This is a genomic window from Rhodoglobus vestalii (genome assembly GCF_006788895.1).
Lineage (GTDB): Bacteria > Actinomycetota > Actinomycetes > Actinomycetales > Microbacteriaceae > Rhodoglobus > Rhodoglobus vestalii.
The window spans coordinates 2,463,764-2,478,549 of record NZ_VFRA01000001.1 but is presented as its reverse complement, the minus strand read 5'-3'; the positions used below and the strand labels follow the sequence as shown (position 1 = coordinate 2,478,549).

The 14,786-nt window shown below is 60.8% G+C and carries 15 protein-coding genes; 2 read left to right on the top strand and 13 right to left on the bottom strand.

The features are described from left to right. Positions 1 to 13 precede the first annotated feature (13 nt). From FB472_RS12205 to FB472_RS12180, 6 genes are all read right to left on the bottom strand, one after another. Complete coding sequence (locus tag FB472_RS12205; protein ID WP_141991118.1) at positions 14 to 370, bottom strand: PLD nuclease N-terminal domain-containing protein; 357 nt, start codon at positions 368 to 370, stop codon at positions 14 to 16. A 38-nt stretch (positions 371 to 408) separates the two neighbouring features. Next, positions 409 to 1,215, bottom strand: a complete 807-nt coding sequence (cofE, locus tag FB472_RS12200) for a coenzyme F420-0:L-glutamate ligase (protein ID WP_141991117.1) — start codon at positions 1,213 to 1,215, stop codon at positions 409 to 411. Between the two features lie 38 nt (positions 1,216 to 1,253). Continuing rightward, entirely contained in the window at positions 1,254 to 2,267 is a 1,014-nt protein-coding gene (locus tag FB472_RS12195) for a TIGR03557 family F420-dependent LLM class oxidoreductase (protein ID WP_141991116.1), read from the bottom strand. A gap of 77 nt (positions 2,268 to 2,344) precedes the next feature. Further along, positions 2,345 to 3,361 (bottom strand): glucose-6-phosphate dehydrogenase (coenzyme-F420), encoded by a 1,017-nt coding sequence (gene fgd / locus FB472_RS12190; protein WP_141991115.1) that lies wholly within the window; start codon positions 3,359 to 3,361, stop codon positions 2,345 to 2,347. 40 nt (positions 3,362 to 3,401) lie between these two features. Beyond that, complete coding sequence (coaD, locus tag FB472_RS12185; RefSeq protein ID WP_021808767.1) at positions 3,402 to 3,890, bottom strand: pantetheine-phosphate adenylyltransferase; 489 nt, start codon at positions 3,888 to 3,890, stop codon at positions 3,402 to 3,404. Between the two features lie 83 nt (positions 3,891 to 3,973). Next, a complete protein-coding gene (locus FB472_RS12180) occupies positions 3,974 to 6,103 on the bottom strand; it encodes an ATP-dependent DNA helicase RecG (RefSeq protein ID WP_246078300.1) in 2,130 nt (709 codons plus the stop codon). Positions 6,104 to 6,306: 203 nt separating this feature from the next. Between FB472_RS12180 and rsmD the strand changes: the two genes are divergently transcribed. Next, a complete protein-coding gene (rsmD, locus tag FB472_RS12175; protein WP_141991113.1) occupies positions 6,307 to 6,891 on the top strand; it encodes a 16S rRNA (guanine(966)-N(2))-methyltransferase RsmD in 585 nt (194 codons plus the stop codon). Here rsmD and thiL read toward each other — a convergent pair. Then, positions 6,861 to 7,853 carry a thiamine-phosphate kinase gene (gene thiL, locus FB472_RS12170; protein WP_141991112.1) on the bottom strand — a complete coding sequence of 331 codons (993 nt, stop codon included), beginning with the start codon at positions 7,851 to 7,853 and terminating at the stop codon, positions 6,861 to 6,863. The genes rsmD and thiL overlap by 31 nt on opposite strands. Before the next feature lie 23 nt (positions 7,854 to 7,876). On the opposite strand from thiL, the gene FB472_RS12165 reads away from it, so the two are divergent. Continuing rightward, entirely contained in the window at positions 7,877 to 8,401 is a 525-nt protein-coding gene (locus FB472_RS12165; RefSeq protein WP_141991111.1) for a DUF3515 family protein, read from the top strand. Positions 8,402 to 8,403: 2 nt separating this feature from the next. Here the strand turns inward: FB472_RS12165 and FB472_RS12160 are convergent, their stop codons facing one another. Genes FB472_RS12160 through leuC form a run of 6 tightly spaced genes read right to left on the bottom strand, consistent with a single transcriptional unit; the run spans position 8,404 to position 14,738 of the window. Then, a complete protein-coding gene (locus FB472_RS12160; protein WP_141991110.1) occupies positions 8,404 to 9,504 on the bottom strand; it encodes a D-alanine--D-alanine ligase family protein in 1,101 nt (366 codons plus the stop codon). A gap of 3 nt (positions 9,505 to 9,507) precedes the next feature. Next, positions 9,508 to 10,542, bottom strand: a complete 1,035-nt coding sequence (locus FB472_RS12155; protein ID WP_141991575.1) for an NAD(P)H-dependent glycerol-3-phosphate dehydrogenase — start codon at positions 10,540 to 10,542, stop codon at positions 9,508 to 9,510. Beyond that, positions 10,535 to 11,299 (bottom strand): lysophospholipid acyltransferase family protein, encoded by a 765-nt coding sequence (locus FB472_RS12150; RefSeq protein WP_246078208.1) that lies wholly within the window; start codon positions 11,297 to 11,299, stop codon positions 10,535 to 10,537. Before FB472_RS12150 ends, FB472_RS12155 begins: the two co-directional genes overlap by 8 nt. 6 nt (positions 11,300 to 11,305) lie before the next feature. Beyond that, the gene (murA, locus tag FB472_RS12145) at positions 11,306 to 12,673 is read right to left on the bottom strand and encodes a UDP-N-acetylglucosamine 1-carboxyvinyltransferase (RefSeq protein ID WP_141991109.1); all 1,368 of its coding nucleotides are present in this window, start codon (positions 12,671 to 12,673) and stop codon (positions 11,306 to 11,308) included. Between the two features lie 8 nt (positions 12,674 to 12,681). After that, a complete protein-coding gene (leuD, locus tag FB472_RS12140) occupies positions 12,682 to 13,278 on the bottom strand; it encodes a 3-isopropylmalate dehydratase small subunit (RefSeq protein ID WP_141991108.1) in 597 nt (198 codons plus the stop codon). Beyond that, positions 13,278 to 14,738 (bottom strand): 3-isopropylmalate dehydratase large subunit, encoded by a 1,461-nt coding sequence (gene leuC / locus FB472_RS12135; RefSeq protein ID WP_141991107.1) that lies wholly within the window; start codon positions 14,736 to 14,738, stop codon positions 13,278 to 13,280. Before leuC ends, leuD begins: the two co-directional genes overlap by 1 nt. Positions 14,739 to 14,786: the final 48 nt, after the last annotated feature.

The following is a 14,786-nucleotide window of genomic DNA, read 5'->3' as shown; positions in this document are numbered from 1 at the left end:
CAGCGCTCATCGACTACAGCAATTTCCTGCGCCGGCGCAGCTCTGCTTCCAATTCAAGAATCTTCTCCTTTTGCTGGTGGCAGGCGATCTCGGCATCAAGTCGGGCTAGTTCAACGTCGGTGACCACCGGCTCAGAAGGCGGGGGCGTTTCGCGACGTGAGAAAAAACGCAAAGGGATGGCCCAAGCAGGCTTCGCGTAGATACGGCCCATGGTCAACCAAAATAGGCTACCGATGAGCGGCAAGAAAACGGCAACGAGAATCCACTTAATTCGGCCGAGATTCCTGATTTGCGTTTCGTCGATCAGAATGATGTCGATCAGCACGAAGACCATCATCACGAAAACCGCAAATGCGATCGTAATCCCCATTTACTCACAGTAGAGCTAAGTCTCTCGACCGTCGACTGTTAATCTTCTTCGAAAGTTGTGTCGTGAGAGCGCGCCAGCCGCTTGTTTGCCTCGTCGAAACCCGCCAACCACGCCTCTTTCGTGCCCAGATGAAACATGTCGTCGGCGCCGATTCGCACCAGCGATCGCGCACCCACTGCGTCCAGCTCGGTGACGTGGTGCGCGAGACCTCGAACCACCGCAACCGGCAGTCCCCCAACTTTTCCTTTCACAAGATCAGTTGCGGCAGCAATTTCGTCAGCCACTGCCGTCACGCTCACCGCGAGTGGGCGCCCCGACGCATCAACAGTGCCCCGCAAATCGTCAAGTACGCGGATGCCTGCCGCGCCGATCGCAATGTCTGCCTGCCCCATTCGCCACGGTCGCCCCACGGTGTCTGTGATCACCACCCCGAGACGCACCCCGAAACGTTCCCGCAGTGCGCGGCACAATTGGCGCGCAGTAGCATCCGGATCAAGCGGCAACAGCAGCACCGTGCCATCTGAGGTGTTGCTCGAGTCAACACCGGCCGCCGCCATCACTAATCCGAGCCGGTTCTCAACAATGCGAGTGACCCCGGTGGCGTTCACCCGGGAAGCAACCACCCGCACCGTCTCATCAGTGATCGCTTGTTCACGGTCAGCAGCCTGCACGGAGCGTCCCTCAGCTTTGCTCACGATCTTTGAGGTCACGGTCAGAATGTCACCATCCTGCAGCCCGCCAGACAACTCATCGCCAGAGTCCGACACCACGGCGGCCACAATCACCACAGTCAGATCGTTTCCGGAAACAATTTCGGGAATTCCGGGCACCGCCCACGCGCTCATTCTCACCGTTCTAGTGTGCGGCATCGCACGCGCAATCCCTACTTGACCAGCGCCGGAAGCACGTCACGACCGAACACATCCACAAACTCACGCTGATTGCGGCCAACATTATGCAGGTAGATACGATCGAATCCCGCGTTGAGAAAGCCCTGAATGTAGCGGCGGTGCACATCGGGGTCGGCGCTGACCGGCATCCGTCCCTCAAAATCTTCGGGACGCACCATGCGAGCAAGTTGTTCGATTTCAAAGGGCGAACGGATGTCGTTCTTTGCGAACCGCAAGCCACCATTAGGCCACTCGAGGAGGGCATTGCTCATCGCCTGCTCGTCAGTCTCGGCCCAACTGAGGTGCAGACGAAGCACTCGACTCTGCTGAGCGGTGTCTCGGCCCGCTTCGCGGGCGCCTTCGGCAAAACGTTTGAGGAGCACATCGATTTTTTCGAGTGGGGCGGCTTCGGTGATGAGGCCATCAACCGTTTTCCCCGCCCGTTTGGCGGCGACCGGGCCCGCCGTCGCCACCAAAATTTCGGGGGCAGTCTCGGGCATCGTCCACAATCGAGTGGACTCGAGCCGGTAGAACTGGCCATCGTGGCGCACATCTTTGCCGCTCAGGCCCGAGGCGAAGAGTTTCTTGATGATCTCGACAGCTTCGAACATCCGGTTAATGCGCTCGGGTGCTTCGGGCCAGTACTGTCCGACCACATGCTCGTTGATGGCTTCACCACTGCCCAGCCCTAGCCAGTGCCTGCCGGGGTTCATTGCGGCAAGCGTCGCTGACGCCTGAGCAACCATCGCCGGGTGCCAGCGGAACGTCGGTGCGGTCACGCCCGTTCCCAAGTCTCCGCCGGTGGTCTGACCGAGCGCACTCAAAACATTCCAGACGAATGACGCCTGACCCTGTTGCGGAATCCACGGTTGGTAGTGGTCTGCTGCCATTACGCCACGGAATCCGCGCGACTCGGCGTGCTGAGCAAATTCCAGTATCTCGAGCGGATGAAAACGCTCAAGCATGGCGGCGTAACCAATGTGGGGCGCAGAAACGGATGCGGGCATCTGTCTATTGTTGCGCGAACTTCATGAGCCCGCTTTCCTGCGCCCTCACCGGGTCGGGATGGGGATTCAACCGCTCCCTACAGCGCCCGCAAGCGTGGAGCAATATCGCGTTCGAAGAGTTCGAGGAAGCGGCGCTGGTCACCACCGGGCCCATGGAAGACTAGATGGTTGAGGCCGGCATCCACATACTGGCGAATCTCTTCGACGATTGTGTCTGGGTTATTGCCCACAATCCATCGTGATGCAATCTTTTCGATCGGCAGCGCATCGGCAGCGCGCTCCATCTCGACCGGATCGGTGATGTCATGCTTCTGCTCTTTGGAGAGTGCCAGAGGCGCCCAGAACCGCGTGTTCTCAAGCGCCAGTTCGGCATCGGTGTCGTAGGAGAGCTTAATCTCGATCATCCGGTCAATCTCTTCAAACGTGCGCTCTGCTTTAGCCGCACCCTCCTTGACCGCGGGGATGAGCTGGTCGTTGTAGAGCTCCATACCCTTGCCCGACGTGCATATGAAGCCGTCACCCGCACGGCCCGCGTAGCGCGCAACCATGGGCCCACCGGCAGCAATGTACACCGGGATGGGCTGGTCGGGTCGGTCATAAATGCTGGCGTCATGAGTGGAGTAGTACTCCCCCTCGAATGACACCCGGTCACCTGTCCACAGTTCACGCATGAGACGCACCGATTCACGCAACCGAGCAAAACGTTCCTTGAAGTCTGGCCAATCCTGCGCCCCCGCACCACGGAATCCGGTTGCTACCTCATTGAGTGCCTCACCGGTACCAACACCCAACATAATGCGCCCCGGGTACAGGCACCCCATGGTGGCGAAGGCCTGAGCCAGCACGGCAGGATTGTAACGGAACGTCGGCGTCATCACGCTCGTACCGATGCGAATTGTGCTCGTGCGCTCGCCCACCGCCGCCATCCAGCTCAGCGAAAACGGCGAGTGACCGCCCTCGTGACGCCACGGTTGGAAGTGATCGCTGACCGCAACACTCTCCATGCCGTGGGCTTCGGCCGCGACGGCAATTTCCACAAGTTCACGAGGGTCAAACTGTTCAGCTGAGGCTTTGTATCCGAGGGTAAGAGTCATAGAACCATTGTGCCTGTGTTTCTCGCGAAGTGCCTGCCAATCACTCGCGCGGTGCCTGCAAGAAATCAGAGACTGACCGGGGCACATACGGGGCAACGTCGCCGCCGAGAGCCGCCACCTGACGCACAAGCGAACTGGACACGTAAGCGTGCGCGGGATTGGGGAGCATGAAGATGGTTTCAACGGCGGCAAGGTCCCGGTTCACGATCGCCATGGGCGTTTCGTACGCAACATCTACCTGCGAACGAATGCCCTTCACAATCACACTGGCACCAACCTCGGTGCAGTAGTCAACGAGCAATCCCATACTCCAGCTGGTCACCCGAATAGTGCCCGCCAGACGAGCGTCGGCAACCGCCTGCTCGATCAGCGAAACGCGCTGCGCAATCGGCAGAAGCGCGGTCTTGCCGGGGTTGTGCACGACGACAACGTGCACTTCATCAAAGGTTTTCGCTGCCCGCTCAATCACGTCGAGGTGGCCAAGGGTGACAGGGTCGAACGACCCAGGAACAACAGCGATCCGACTCATGCCATCCACGATAGTGGCTGGGTCCTGATCGTCACGTGAGAGTTAGCTGAACAGAAAAACTCCGCGCCACACGCGACAGCGCACTAATTCTTGCCCAGGAACGCTTCTGCGCGTGCGTCAAGGCGCCGCCTCAACGCCTCAGCGAGAGCCGGATGGTTAGCCAGTGTCGGATCGCTAGCCAACAAAGCCTGCGCCGCCTCCCGAGCCTCCATGATGATTTGCCCATCGTTGGCTACGCGCAAAAGCTTCAAGCTGGAACGCCCACCCGACTGCATGCCGCCGAGCACATCACCTTCGCGCCGCAGTTCCAAATCTTTGTTCGCCAGTTCGAAACCATCGAGAGTGGATGCCACCGCCTCAACCCGCTCGCGAGCAAGCGACTCCACCTCCGCTGCCGTCACAAACAGGCACAACCCTGGCACGCCACCACGGCCAACACGACCGCGCAACTGATGCAACTGCGAAACCCCAAAACGGTCAGCGTCAAGCACCACCATGACCGAAGCATTGGGCACATCGACGCCCACCTCAATCACCGTCGTTGCCACCAAAACATCAATGTCCCCGGCAGCAAACGCACGCATGAGCTCGTCTTTCTCCCCACTAGGGAGCTTGCCATGCAGTGCCTCGATCCGCTTGCCCGCGAGCACCGCATTGCTGCGGAGCGAGGCCAGCACCTCGCTGACGTTGGCGATCGGCCGGGGCGGGCCAGCATCCGCGTCCTCGGATGCTGCAGTACTTCCCGGGGCACCGCTCGGCTCGCCGCCCGACTCAGGAGTCTTGGCATCAATTGCCGGGCACACTACGAACCCCTGTCGGCCCACTGCCAGCTCTTCTGCCAGCCGCTGCCATATCCGAGACACCCAGCCGGGCTTCTCGGCGAGGGGAACAACGTGGCTGCTGATCGGTTGGCGGCCCGCCGGCAGCTCGGCAATCGACGAGATATCGAGGTCACCGAACACCGTCATTGCAACCGTGCGCGGGATCGGCGTTGCCGTCAGCACAAGCACGTGCGGCGGTTTGGCACCCTTGAGCCGCAGCGCCTCACGCTGATCGACACCGAAACGGTGCTGCTCATCGACGACCACAAGCCCGAGGTCGACAAAACTGACAGCATCCCCCAGCAGCGCGTGCGTGCCGATCACGATGCGCGAGGCACCAGACACGGTGGCCAACAGGGCTTTCTTGCGTTCGGCAGCAGGCAACTGCCCCGTGATGAGAGTCGGCCGCAGACGGGCCGCAAGATCAGGGCCCAGCGTGCGCACAATAGAGCGAAAATGCTGGTGAGCGAGCACCTCAGTGGGCGCCAACAGTGCCGACTGTCCGCCCGACTGCGCCACCGCAAGCATCGCGCGCAAAGCCACCAAGGTTTTGCCCGAACCGACCTCACCCTGCACCAGTCGATTCATTGGCACCGGCTCAGCCAGATCGTGAAAAATCTGTTCGCCAACCGTCTGTTGATCGCCCGTGAGCACGAACGGCAAGGCGGCATCGAACTCTTCAAGCAACGACCCCGAATTGCGCGCGACCGCCTCCGACTCGCGCTGCTTCTGACGCTGCTGCAACAGTGCCGACTGCAACACGAACGCCTCCTGAAAACGCAGGGCATCGCGCGCGGCACGCCACTCGGAATCGAGTGTGGGGCGATGAACAAGCTCAAGCGCTTTCGCGAACGGAAGCAGTTCCCGGTCGCGACCCACCGCATCCGGCACCGGGTCTTCAAGCGGACCCAGAGTGTCGAGCACCACCTCGACCGCCTTCTGAATCTGCCAGCTCGCGACCGTGGACGTAGCCGGGTAGATCGGGATGGGCTGCTCGGCCCACGCCTTCGCCTGCTCAGGTTTCTTTAGCTCAAGAGCCTCACGGTCAAAGAGTTCATAGTCGGGGTGAGCCAGCTGGCGGGTGCCACGATACTGACCCACCTTTCCGGCGAAGATTCCGCGGACGCCCGGCGAAAGCTCAGTGGCCCGCCACGCCTGATTGAAGAACGTGAGGGTCAAGATGCCCGTGCCATCGCTAATCGACACCTCAAGGATGGAGCCACGCTTGTTGCGCATCGGACGATTGCGCACCTCACGCACTTCGGCCACAATCGTGACCGCTTCATCGAGCGGCAACTGGGCCAGAGCGGTCAACTCGCCGCGTCTGGCGTACCGCCGCGGATAGTGGGTCATCAGGTCACCGACGGTGACCAACCCCAAACCACGCTGCATCGAGGTGGCGGTGCGCCCACCCAGCACAGCGCTGAGCTTCTGATCAAGGGGCGAGGTCACCCTAGAAGCGTACCGGGGACCACCGGCGTCGAGACTGCGTTGGCAGGTTAGGGCCGCGTTGGCAGGTGAGGGCCGCGTTGGCAGGTCAGGACCGCGAACGCGTCACCCTCTCTGCGGCTCACTCGGGCTAGGCTCGACAGGCTATGACTCGCATTATTGCCGGATACGCCGGCTCCCTCACCATCGCCGTACCGAGCAGTGGCACCCGGCCCACCAGCGATCGCCTGCGCGAAGCCATCTTCTCGGCCCTCGAAGCCCGCGACGCCATCGAGGGTGCGCGCGTGCTCGACCTGTATGCCGGCACCGGCGCGCTGGGGCTTGAGTCAGCATCACGTGGGGCACCCCACGTCACCCTCGTCGAGAAGAATCCCCGCGCAGCAGACGCCTGCCGCACAAACGCCGCCCTCGTTGCCGCGAAGGCGCCGCGCGGGTCGAAGCCCATCATCCTTACCGCCGCACGCGCGGTTCACACCTTCTTGGAAACATCCGGCGATCAGTGGGATCTTGTGTTCATCGACCCGCCCTACGAACTCGGCAACGATGAACTTATTGTGGCGCTAACGTTGCTTACCCCGCAGTTGAGCCCGGATGCGCTGGTCGTCGTTGAACGAGGCTCGCGTGACCCCGAACCCGCGTGGCCCGCCGGCCTTGAGCTGAACCGCCGCAAAGACTACGGCGATACCTCGCTCTATTGGGTTCAGCCCGCAGCACCATCCCACCCCGCATAAGGATCCCAGCCTCCACGCGCCGTGTAAGCAACGCCGTCGACAAGAAGTCCTTCGCCCCGAACGACGCGACCGATCGCGCGAAATGCTGGCGGCAACGCCGCCGACGCGGGGAACGTCGCCAGTAGCGAATGGTCTTCACCGCCATCAAGTTGCACCCGGCCACCGACAGCTTCGGATGACAAATCAAGAGCCACCGAGCTTGCGGTAGCAATGCGGCGGGCATCAATCGCGAGCCCATCGCTGAGGTCGAGCATTGCCGTGGCTCCCCCGAGCGATGCTGCCTTCCCCGCGGCAATGGGCGGTGCGGGCCTGAGTTGGGCGGCGACCGCTTCGGGGTGTCGTGCGGCAACAGCGGCGGCGGCCACGGCATCCGGTTCACCCTCAACTACCCCCTCGTCAAAGAGCAGGCGAAGCCCCTGGGCAGCAAGACCCAACGTGCCAGCAACGGCCACGACGTCACCAACGCGAGCGCCGGAACGCACTACCGGAGTGCGGCCCTCTAGGTCACCAAACGCGGTGATGACGATCGTCAGAACGGTTGATACGGAAAGGTCACCACCGATCACCCCACAGCCAGGGGCAAGGGCTTCGCAGCCCTCACGAAGCCCATCAGCGATCGTTTCGAGCGAGCCGACCGGTGTGTCGGTGGGGGCAGCGATCGCAACGACGAGACCGGTGGGTACCGCACCCATTGCCGCAACATCCGACAGATTGGTGGCGGCCGCTTTCCAGCCCAAATCGTAGGGGGTTGACCACGCAAGTCGAAAGTCGGGCCCATGAATCATCATGTCGGTGCTGATCACCATGCGCCTATCAGGGGCGGCAAGAACGGCGCAGTCGTCACCCGGCCCCAGAAGCTCTGCCGTAGCCCACGGAAGTCGCGGAAAGATGCGCTTGAGAGCATCCAACTCTCCGACCTCACCGAGCGTGTCACCGTGGTCGCTTTCGCGGTCAATCGTCATAATCTCACGGTAGCCTGAAGCTGATGAGATCGACGACCCGCACCCCTGTTTTGGCCATGCTTGCAGTGGTTCCGTTGCTGGGAATGTTGGGCGGATGCGCGGCGATTGTTCCCCTCGAAGCCGCCGATGACGCCACAAACCCCACCTGCGCCGAGGTCATCGTGCGCCTGCCCGACACCGTTGCCGGTCTCGACCTGCGGGAAACGAATGCGCAGGCAACGGGAGCGTGGGGTGAACCGGCCACCGTTCTGCTGCGGTGCGGAGTGGCGGTGCCTGACCCCACAGCATCGCTGGCGTGCGTCACCGCACCCGAAAATGGCATTGACTGGCTTCGCGACGACAGCGACGCCCCCAACTATGTCTTTACGACCTACGGCCGTGATCCCGCCGTGCAAGTCATTATCGACAGCGATGGGGATCCGGATGTCGAGGGCGATGAGGTGTCAGGGTTCGACGCTCTCACCCAGCTTGCCAGCGCGGTCAGTCAGATCGCGCCTGAGCGTTTCTGTGTGGCACTCTCAGACACCATTCCGCTCGACGAGGGCTGACTTTAGCGAACCGTGTCAAGCCCGAGCTCAATCAGTTCATCAATGAGATGGGGATAGCTCAGCCCGCTCGCGGCCCAACATTTGGGGAACATTGAGATGGGGGTAAAGCCCGGCAAAGTGTTGATTTCGTTGACCACGAACTCGGTTCCGTCGAAGAAGAAGTCAACCCGAGCAAGACCGGCACCACCAATGGCAGCAAAAGCGCGGGCCGCGGTTCGCTGCATTTGCCACAGTTCACCATCACCGAGCGGAGCCGGGCAGATGAGTTGGACCGCCGAGGCATCAAGATACTTTGCTTCAAAGTCGTAAAATTCTCGACCGGTGACCACGATTTCGCCGGCAAGACTCACCCGAGTTTCTGCACCATCTCGCCCAGAGAGCACACCGCACTCAATTTCTCGACCGGTCATTGCTTGTTCGACGAGGGCCATCGAATCTTCGGCAAAAGCGATCGCAAAGGCGGCATCCAGCTCGTCTGGCGCCGCCACTTTGGTTACTCCCACCGATGAACCGGCGCGGGCGGGCTTCACAAATACGGGAAAACCGAGGCTTGCGGCGCGCTGGCGCCACACCAGAGGTTCGCGTTGCCACTGGAGCTCAGAGACGGTCACCCAGGGGGCAACCGCCACCCCGGCAGCGTCAAGAGCAAGTTTCGTGAAGTGCTTGTTCATCGCCATCGCCGACGCGAGCACACCATTGCCGACGTACGGGAGGCCGGTGAGTTCGATCAGACCCTGGATCGTGCCATCCTCCCCAAAGGGGCCATGCAGGATGGGGAAAACGACGTCAACGGTGCCAAGGCTGCGTGAGCTGCCGTCCAGTTCCGTGACGGTCAACTCGCGAGAGGCCGACGATTCCGGCCAGTGAACACGTGTGCCGTTGTCAATGATTTCTGGCATCGCCGCCGGGTTCAACGCAAACATTTCCGCGTCATCGGGCTGCAGCGTGAAAGCACCGTCGCGGGTGATTCCCACCGGAATGACCGTGTACTTCGAACGGTCAATTGCTGACAGAACGCCACCGGCCGTGGCGCAGCTAATACTGTGCTCCGAAGAACGACCGCCGAACAGCAGAACGACCGTCGTCGTGTGATTGGCCGTCATCGTTTACTCCCCCTGAGGAAGATCATCTGTTGTGAGATGCGGGGCGATATCCCGAGGGGCGAGCGTACCCGCCAACACTTCTGCCACCTGGCTAACGATGGGCATGTCGACCCCCTTCGACAGCGCGAGTTCCAAGATCGGCGTCACCGACGAGAGACCCTCCGCAGTCTGGTTCATCTGCTTGATGACCTCAGAGTAGCTGTAGCCCTGACCGAGAAGGCGACCAGCGGTGTTGTTTCGCGACAGTGATGATTCACAGGTAGCGATGAGGTCACCGAGACCGGCAAGCCCGGCCAGAGTCTCGGGGCGCGCACCGAAGGCGACCGAGAAGTCAGTCATTTCGGCAAGCCCTCGAGTGATGATCGAGGCCTTAGTGTTCTCGCCATACCCCACCCCGTCGACGATGCCGATGGCAACAGCAATAAGGTTCTTCAGCACTCCACCAAATTCGGTACCAATGACATCCGTGTTCACGAATGAACGGAAGTAACTGTTGCGCACGGTGAGTGCGACTTCGGTTGCCGTTTCACGGCTCTCGCTGCTGAGCACCGCCGCCGTTGGCTGCTCTTTGGCGATTTCTAAAGCTAGGTTCGGGCCGGACGCCACGGCAACCCGCCACGGGTCGACACCAAGTTCGTGCAGAATCACTTCACTCATTCGCGCGCCAGTGCCCTTTTCGACACCCTTCATAAGGGAAATGATCAGTGCGTCTTCAGGGATCAGTTCGCGAACGATGCGCAAGTTTTCGCGCAAAGACTGGCTGGGCACCGAAAGGTACACCTGCTCCGCCCCGTCGAGAACCTCGTGCAGCCTGTCGCTCGCCCACAGCGACCGCGGCAGGTTGATTCCCGGCAAGTAGTCGCTGTTGCGTTTGGATTGCGAAATTTCCCGAGCGAGTTCGGGGCGGCGGGCCCACAGCGCAACATCATTGCCACCGTCGGCGAGGACTTTGGCGAACGTCGTGCCCCACGACCCTGCACCGAGCACCGCAACGCGACGATCGGTCGGTTTGAACGTGCTTCCCGCGGCGCTACTCAAAACGGCCCATTTCGTTCTGGCCGTGGTCTGCGGGGTTGTAACGAACCCGGGGGGCAGTTTCACCCCGAAGCTCCTCGAGCAGTTCAGTGATTGCAGCCATGAGCATCTCCGTAGCCTCGGCGAGCAGTCGCGAATCTAATGGTCGGCCATCAAACTGCGACAAATCTAGTGGCTCACCAAAACGAATATGAACGGTCTTGCGCGGAAAAATGCTAACTCGTTTTGAGTATCGCGGCAAAATTTCTTGCGCGCCCCAGCTCGCTACCGGAATCAGCGGAATTCCGGCGCCAAGCGCCGTGCGCACCGCACCGTATTTTCCGCGCATCGGCCACATGTTGGGTTCACGCGTGAGGGAACCTTCGGGATACACGACAACGGCCAAGCCCTGCTCTGCGATCTGGCGCACCGCCTTCATGGGGTCACCACTGCGCTGAGTGCGTGACGCTCGCTCAACGGGAACCTGCCCCGACTTGGTCATCAGCCAACCGAGCACCGGCGCCCTAAAGAGTGAGGCTTTGGCCATGTAGCGCGGCATCCGCCCAATCTTCCACATGCCCACACCGATCGCTATCGGATCGAGGTTGCTGTAATGGTTGGGTGAGAGCACAAAGGCCCCAGTCGCTGGCACGTTGTGGGCGTCGTGGAGTCGGTACCTTGCCAGAAGTGTCATCGTCGGCAAAATTAGGAATGCGAGCACCCGAAAAATGGCTGTCTTTTCGGACTTCACGCTCACCGGTCGTGTCGGAGCAGAGAACACCGGCGGTTATCCTTCGTAGACGAAATCGGCACCCAGGGACTGCAGTTTGTCGGTGAAGTGTTCGTAGCCACGCGCAATGATCCCGATGTTACTGACGGTCGATTGGCCTTCGGCGGTGAGGGCAGCGATGAGGTGACTGAAACCACCACGCAGGTCGGGGATCTCAACGTCGGCACCGTGCAGTGGAGTCGGCCCAATAATCACCGCAGCCTGCTCAAGCGGGCGACGGGGAACACGCCGACTAATCGACTCAAGTCCCTCTTCGAACACGTCGATGTTCGCGCCCATTTCGATCAGCGCTGAAGTAAAACCGAGGCGATTTTCGTAGACAGTCTCGTGCACAACCGAACGGCCCTCGGCCTGGGTGAGAGCGACGATCAACGGTTGCTGCCAGTCCGTCATGAAGCCGGGGTGCACATCGGTTTCAATAACTACAGGCTTGAGAATGCCACCCGGGTGCCAGAAACGTATTCCGTCTTCGGCGATATCGAACGCTCCGCCGACCTTGCGAAAGATGTTCAAGAAAGTCATGAGCTCTTGCTGCTTAGCACCCTCAACGAAAATGTCGCCACCGGTTGCGAGAGCCGCGGATGCCCAGCTTGCGGCCTCGTTGCGGTCAAAGAGCGCGCGGTGGTTGTAGCCGCTCAGCTTCTCTACCCCCTCGATGAAGATCACGCGGTCGGGCTCGACGTTGATGATGGCGCCCATTTTTTGCAAGATGGCGATGAGATCCATGATCTCGGGCTCGATCGCAGCGCCCTTGAGCTCGGTTACGCCCCTGGCAAGCACCGCTGTCAGTAGCACCTGCTCGGTGGCGCCAACGCTCGGGTAGGGAAGATCAATGTCGGCGCCGTGTAGGCCATCCGGTGCGGTGAGGCGAATACCTTCGTAGCTTTTATCGACGACCGCTCCGAACGCGCGCAGCGCATCCAAGTGAAAGTCGATGGGACGATCACCAATGCGGCATCCACCAAGGTCCGGAATCAGGGCTTCGCCCAGGCGGTGCAGGAGGGGTCCGCAGAACAGGATGGGGATGCGGCTAGAGCCAGCAAGGGCATCGATTTTCGCGAAGTGTGCCTTGAGCACGTTGCCGGGGTCAAGGGTGAGTTCACCGTCGCCAGTCTCTGTCACAGTGACTCCGTAGGCTTCGAGCATCCCCGTGACAACGCGCACATCGCTGATGGCCGGAACATCTTTGAGTACGCTGGGGGTGTCGGCGAGGAGAGCAGCAACCATTGCTTTTGTCGCGAGATTCTTGGCGCCACGGACGTTGATGCGTCCACGAAGCGGCTTTCCCCCATTAATGATGATCTGGTTGGAAAGTAAGCCGGTTCGCTTAGCAGCCGCAGTTGAGTCTTTAGCCAATGAGTTCATCGTCACCTCTACTTTGCTGGCAAAGTTTTAGGTCGCCATGATTCGCGGCGGCTTTCAAACTCAGTAATGTCTGTTTCGTTTCTCAGGGTGAGGCCGATGTCATCAAGGCCTTCGAGCAAACGCCATCTAGTGTAATCATCGATCTCGAAAGGGAACTGGGTCGTGCCTGCGCTAACGATGCGAGTTTCGAGATTCACAGCCACTTCGAGTCCGGGTGCAGCCTCGATCATCGCCCAGAGCGTTTCAATATCTTCTTCGGTCAGCTGAGCAGCTAGTAGACCCTGCTTACCTGAGTTGCCGCGGAAGATATCGCCAAAGCGGGAGCTGAGCACTGCCTGAAAACCGTAGTCGCGCAGCGCCCAGACGGCGTGTTCGCGGCTCGAGCCGGTGCCAAAGTCAGCACCGGTAACCAAGATTTTGCCGTGGGTGAATGGTTCACGGTTGAGGACGAATTCGGGGTCTTGGCGCCAGGCAAAGAAGAGTGCGTCCTCAAAGCCGGTTTTCGTTACGCGCTTAAGAAACTCGGCCGGAATGATCTGATCGGTGTCGACATTGTTGCGTTTGAGCGGAACAGCGATGCCACTGACGGTGCTGACTTTCTCCATTAGTGCGACTCCTCTGCGGTTGTTGCGGCTGCGGCCATCTGTTCCGGCATCGTGCTGTTGTCGAGATCCCACGGGCTTGAGAGTGTTCCGCGGATGGCGGTGGCGGCGGCGACCAGAGGTGACACCAGGTGGGTGCGCCCGCCTTTGCCTTGGCGGCCTTCGAAGTTGCGGTTGCTGGTTGACGCGCAGCGTTCCCCCGGAGCCAACTGGTCGGGGTTCATGCCGAGACACATTGAGCAGCCGGCGAAGCGCCACTCGGCACCAAACTCTTCGACAATCTTGTCGATACCTTCGGCCTCCGCTTCGAGGCGCACTCGGGCAGAACCTGGCACGACCATGACGCGCACGTTGTCCGCTTTTGTGCGGCCCTGAATGATCGACGCGAATGCGCGCAAATCTTCGATACGGCTGTTGGTGCACGAACCCATGAAGACGGCATCCACTCGGATGTCTTTCATCGGCATTCCTGCCTCAAGCGCCATGTAGTGGATTGCTCGCTCCGCAGAGGCACGTTCGTTAGCGTCGGTGATATCGGCTGGTACCGGAACGTTGTCGCTGAGCGAAACGCCCTGACCGGGGTTGGTGCCCCACGTGACGAAAGGTTCCAGGGTGTTGGCATCGAAGAAGACTTCGGCATCGAAGACGGCGTCATCGTCGGTGGCGAGGGTGTTCCAGTATTCGACGGCGGCATCCCAGTCGGCACCAACAGGCGCGTGAGGGCGCCCTTTGAGGTAGTCGTAGGTGGTCTGGTCTGGCGCAATCATGCCGGCGCGCGCGCCCGCTTCGATCGACATGTTGCAGATCGTCATCCGACCCTCCATAGAGAGGGAGCGGATGGCGCTGCCGCGGAATTCGAGCACGTAACCTTGGCCACCGCCGGTTCCAATCTGCGCGATGACGGCAAGGATGATGTCTTTTGCGGTCACGCCGGGGCGCAGTTCGCCCTCAATGGTGATTGCCATGGTCTTGAATGCTTTGAGCGGAAGGGTTTGGGTCGCGAGCACGTGCTCGACCTCGCTCGTGCCGATGCCGAACGCCATCGCACCGAAGGCGCCGTGGGTGCTGGTGTGCGAGTCGCCGCAGACGACGGTGATACCGGGCATGGTGAGTCCCAGCTGGGGACCAACGACATGAACAATGCCCTGCTCGATGTCGCCGAGCGAGTGCAGTCGCACCCCAAACTCTTTCGCGTTGTTGCGCAGAGTCTCAATTTGGGTGCGACTCGTGAGATCAGCAATGGGCTTGTGGATAGCGAGCGTTGGGGTGTTGTGGTCTTCAGTTGCGATGGTGAGGTCGGGGCGGCGAACCGGGCGGCCGGCCATCCGTAGCCCATCGAAAGCTTGGGGGCTGGTGACTTCGTGCACAAGGTGAAGGTCGATGTAGATCAGGTCGGGGGTGCCGTCTGCACCCGTGACGACCAGATGGTCGTCCCACACTTTCTCTGCCAGGGTCTTGCCCATCGCGCACCTCTCTCCCATCAACGATCGCGCCGCCAAATGCGCGGCCCA

What these genes read in the sequence shown, in the direction of transcription:
- thiL (WP_141991112.1), bottom strand. Translation starts at nt 7,853, where the DNA reads ATGACGATTGACCGCGAAAGCGACCACGGTGACACGCTCGGTGAGGTC.
- leuD (WP_141991108.1), bottom strand. Translation starts at nt 13,278, where the DNA reads ATGGAGAAAGTCAGCACCGTCAGTGGCATCGCTGTTCCGCTCAAACGC.
- cofE (WP_141991117.1), bottom strand. Translation starts at nt 1,215, where the DNA reads ATGAGCGCGTGGGCGGTGCCCGGAATTCCCGAAATTGTTTCCGGAAAC.
- leuC (WP_141991107.1), bottom strand. Translation starts at nt 14,738, where the DNA reads ATGGGCAAGACCCTGGCAGAGAAAGTGTGGGACGACCATCTGGTCGTC.
- rsmD (WP_141991113.1), top strand. Translation starts at nt 6,307, where the DNA reads ATGACTCGCATTATTGCCGGATACGCCGGCTCCCTCACCATCGCCGTA.
- FB472_RS12205 (WP_141991118.1), bottom strand. Translation starts at nt 370, where the DNA reads ATGGGGATTACGATCGCATTTGCGGTTTTCGTGATGATGGTCTTCGTG.
- FB472_RS12180 (WP_246078300.1), bottom strand. Translation starts at nt 6,103, where the DNA reads ATGCAGCGTGGTTTGGGGTTGGTCACCGTCGGTGACCTGATGACCCAC.
- coaD (WP_021808767.1), bottom strand. Translation starts at nt 3,890, where the DNA reads ATGAGTCGGATCGCTGTTGTTCCTGGGTCGTTCGACCCTGTCACCCTT.
- murA (WP_141991109.1), bottom strand. Translation starts at nt 12,673, where the DNA reads ATGAACTCATTGGCTAAAGACTCAACTGCGGCTGCTAAGCGAACCGGC.
- FB472_RS12165 (WP_141991111.1), top strand. Translation starts at nt 7,877, where the DNA reads ATGAGATCGACGACCCGCACCCCTGTTTTGGCCATGCTTGCAGTGGTT.
- FB472_RS12195 (WP_141991116.1), bottom strand. Translation starts at nt 2,267, where the DNA reads ATGCCCGCATCCGTTTCTGCGCCCCACATTGGTTACGCCGCCATGCTT.
- FB472_RS12160 (WP_141991110.1), bottom strand. Translation starts at nt 9,504, where the DNA reads ATGACGGCCAATCACACGACGACGGTCGTTCTGCTGTTCGGCGGTCGT.
- fgd (WP_141991115.1), bottom strand. Translation starts at nt 3,361, where the DNA reads ATGACTCTTACCCTCGGATACAAAGCCTCAGCTGAACAGTTTGACCCT.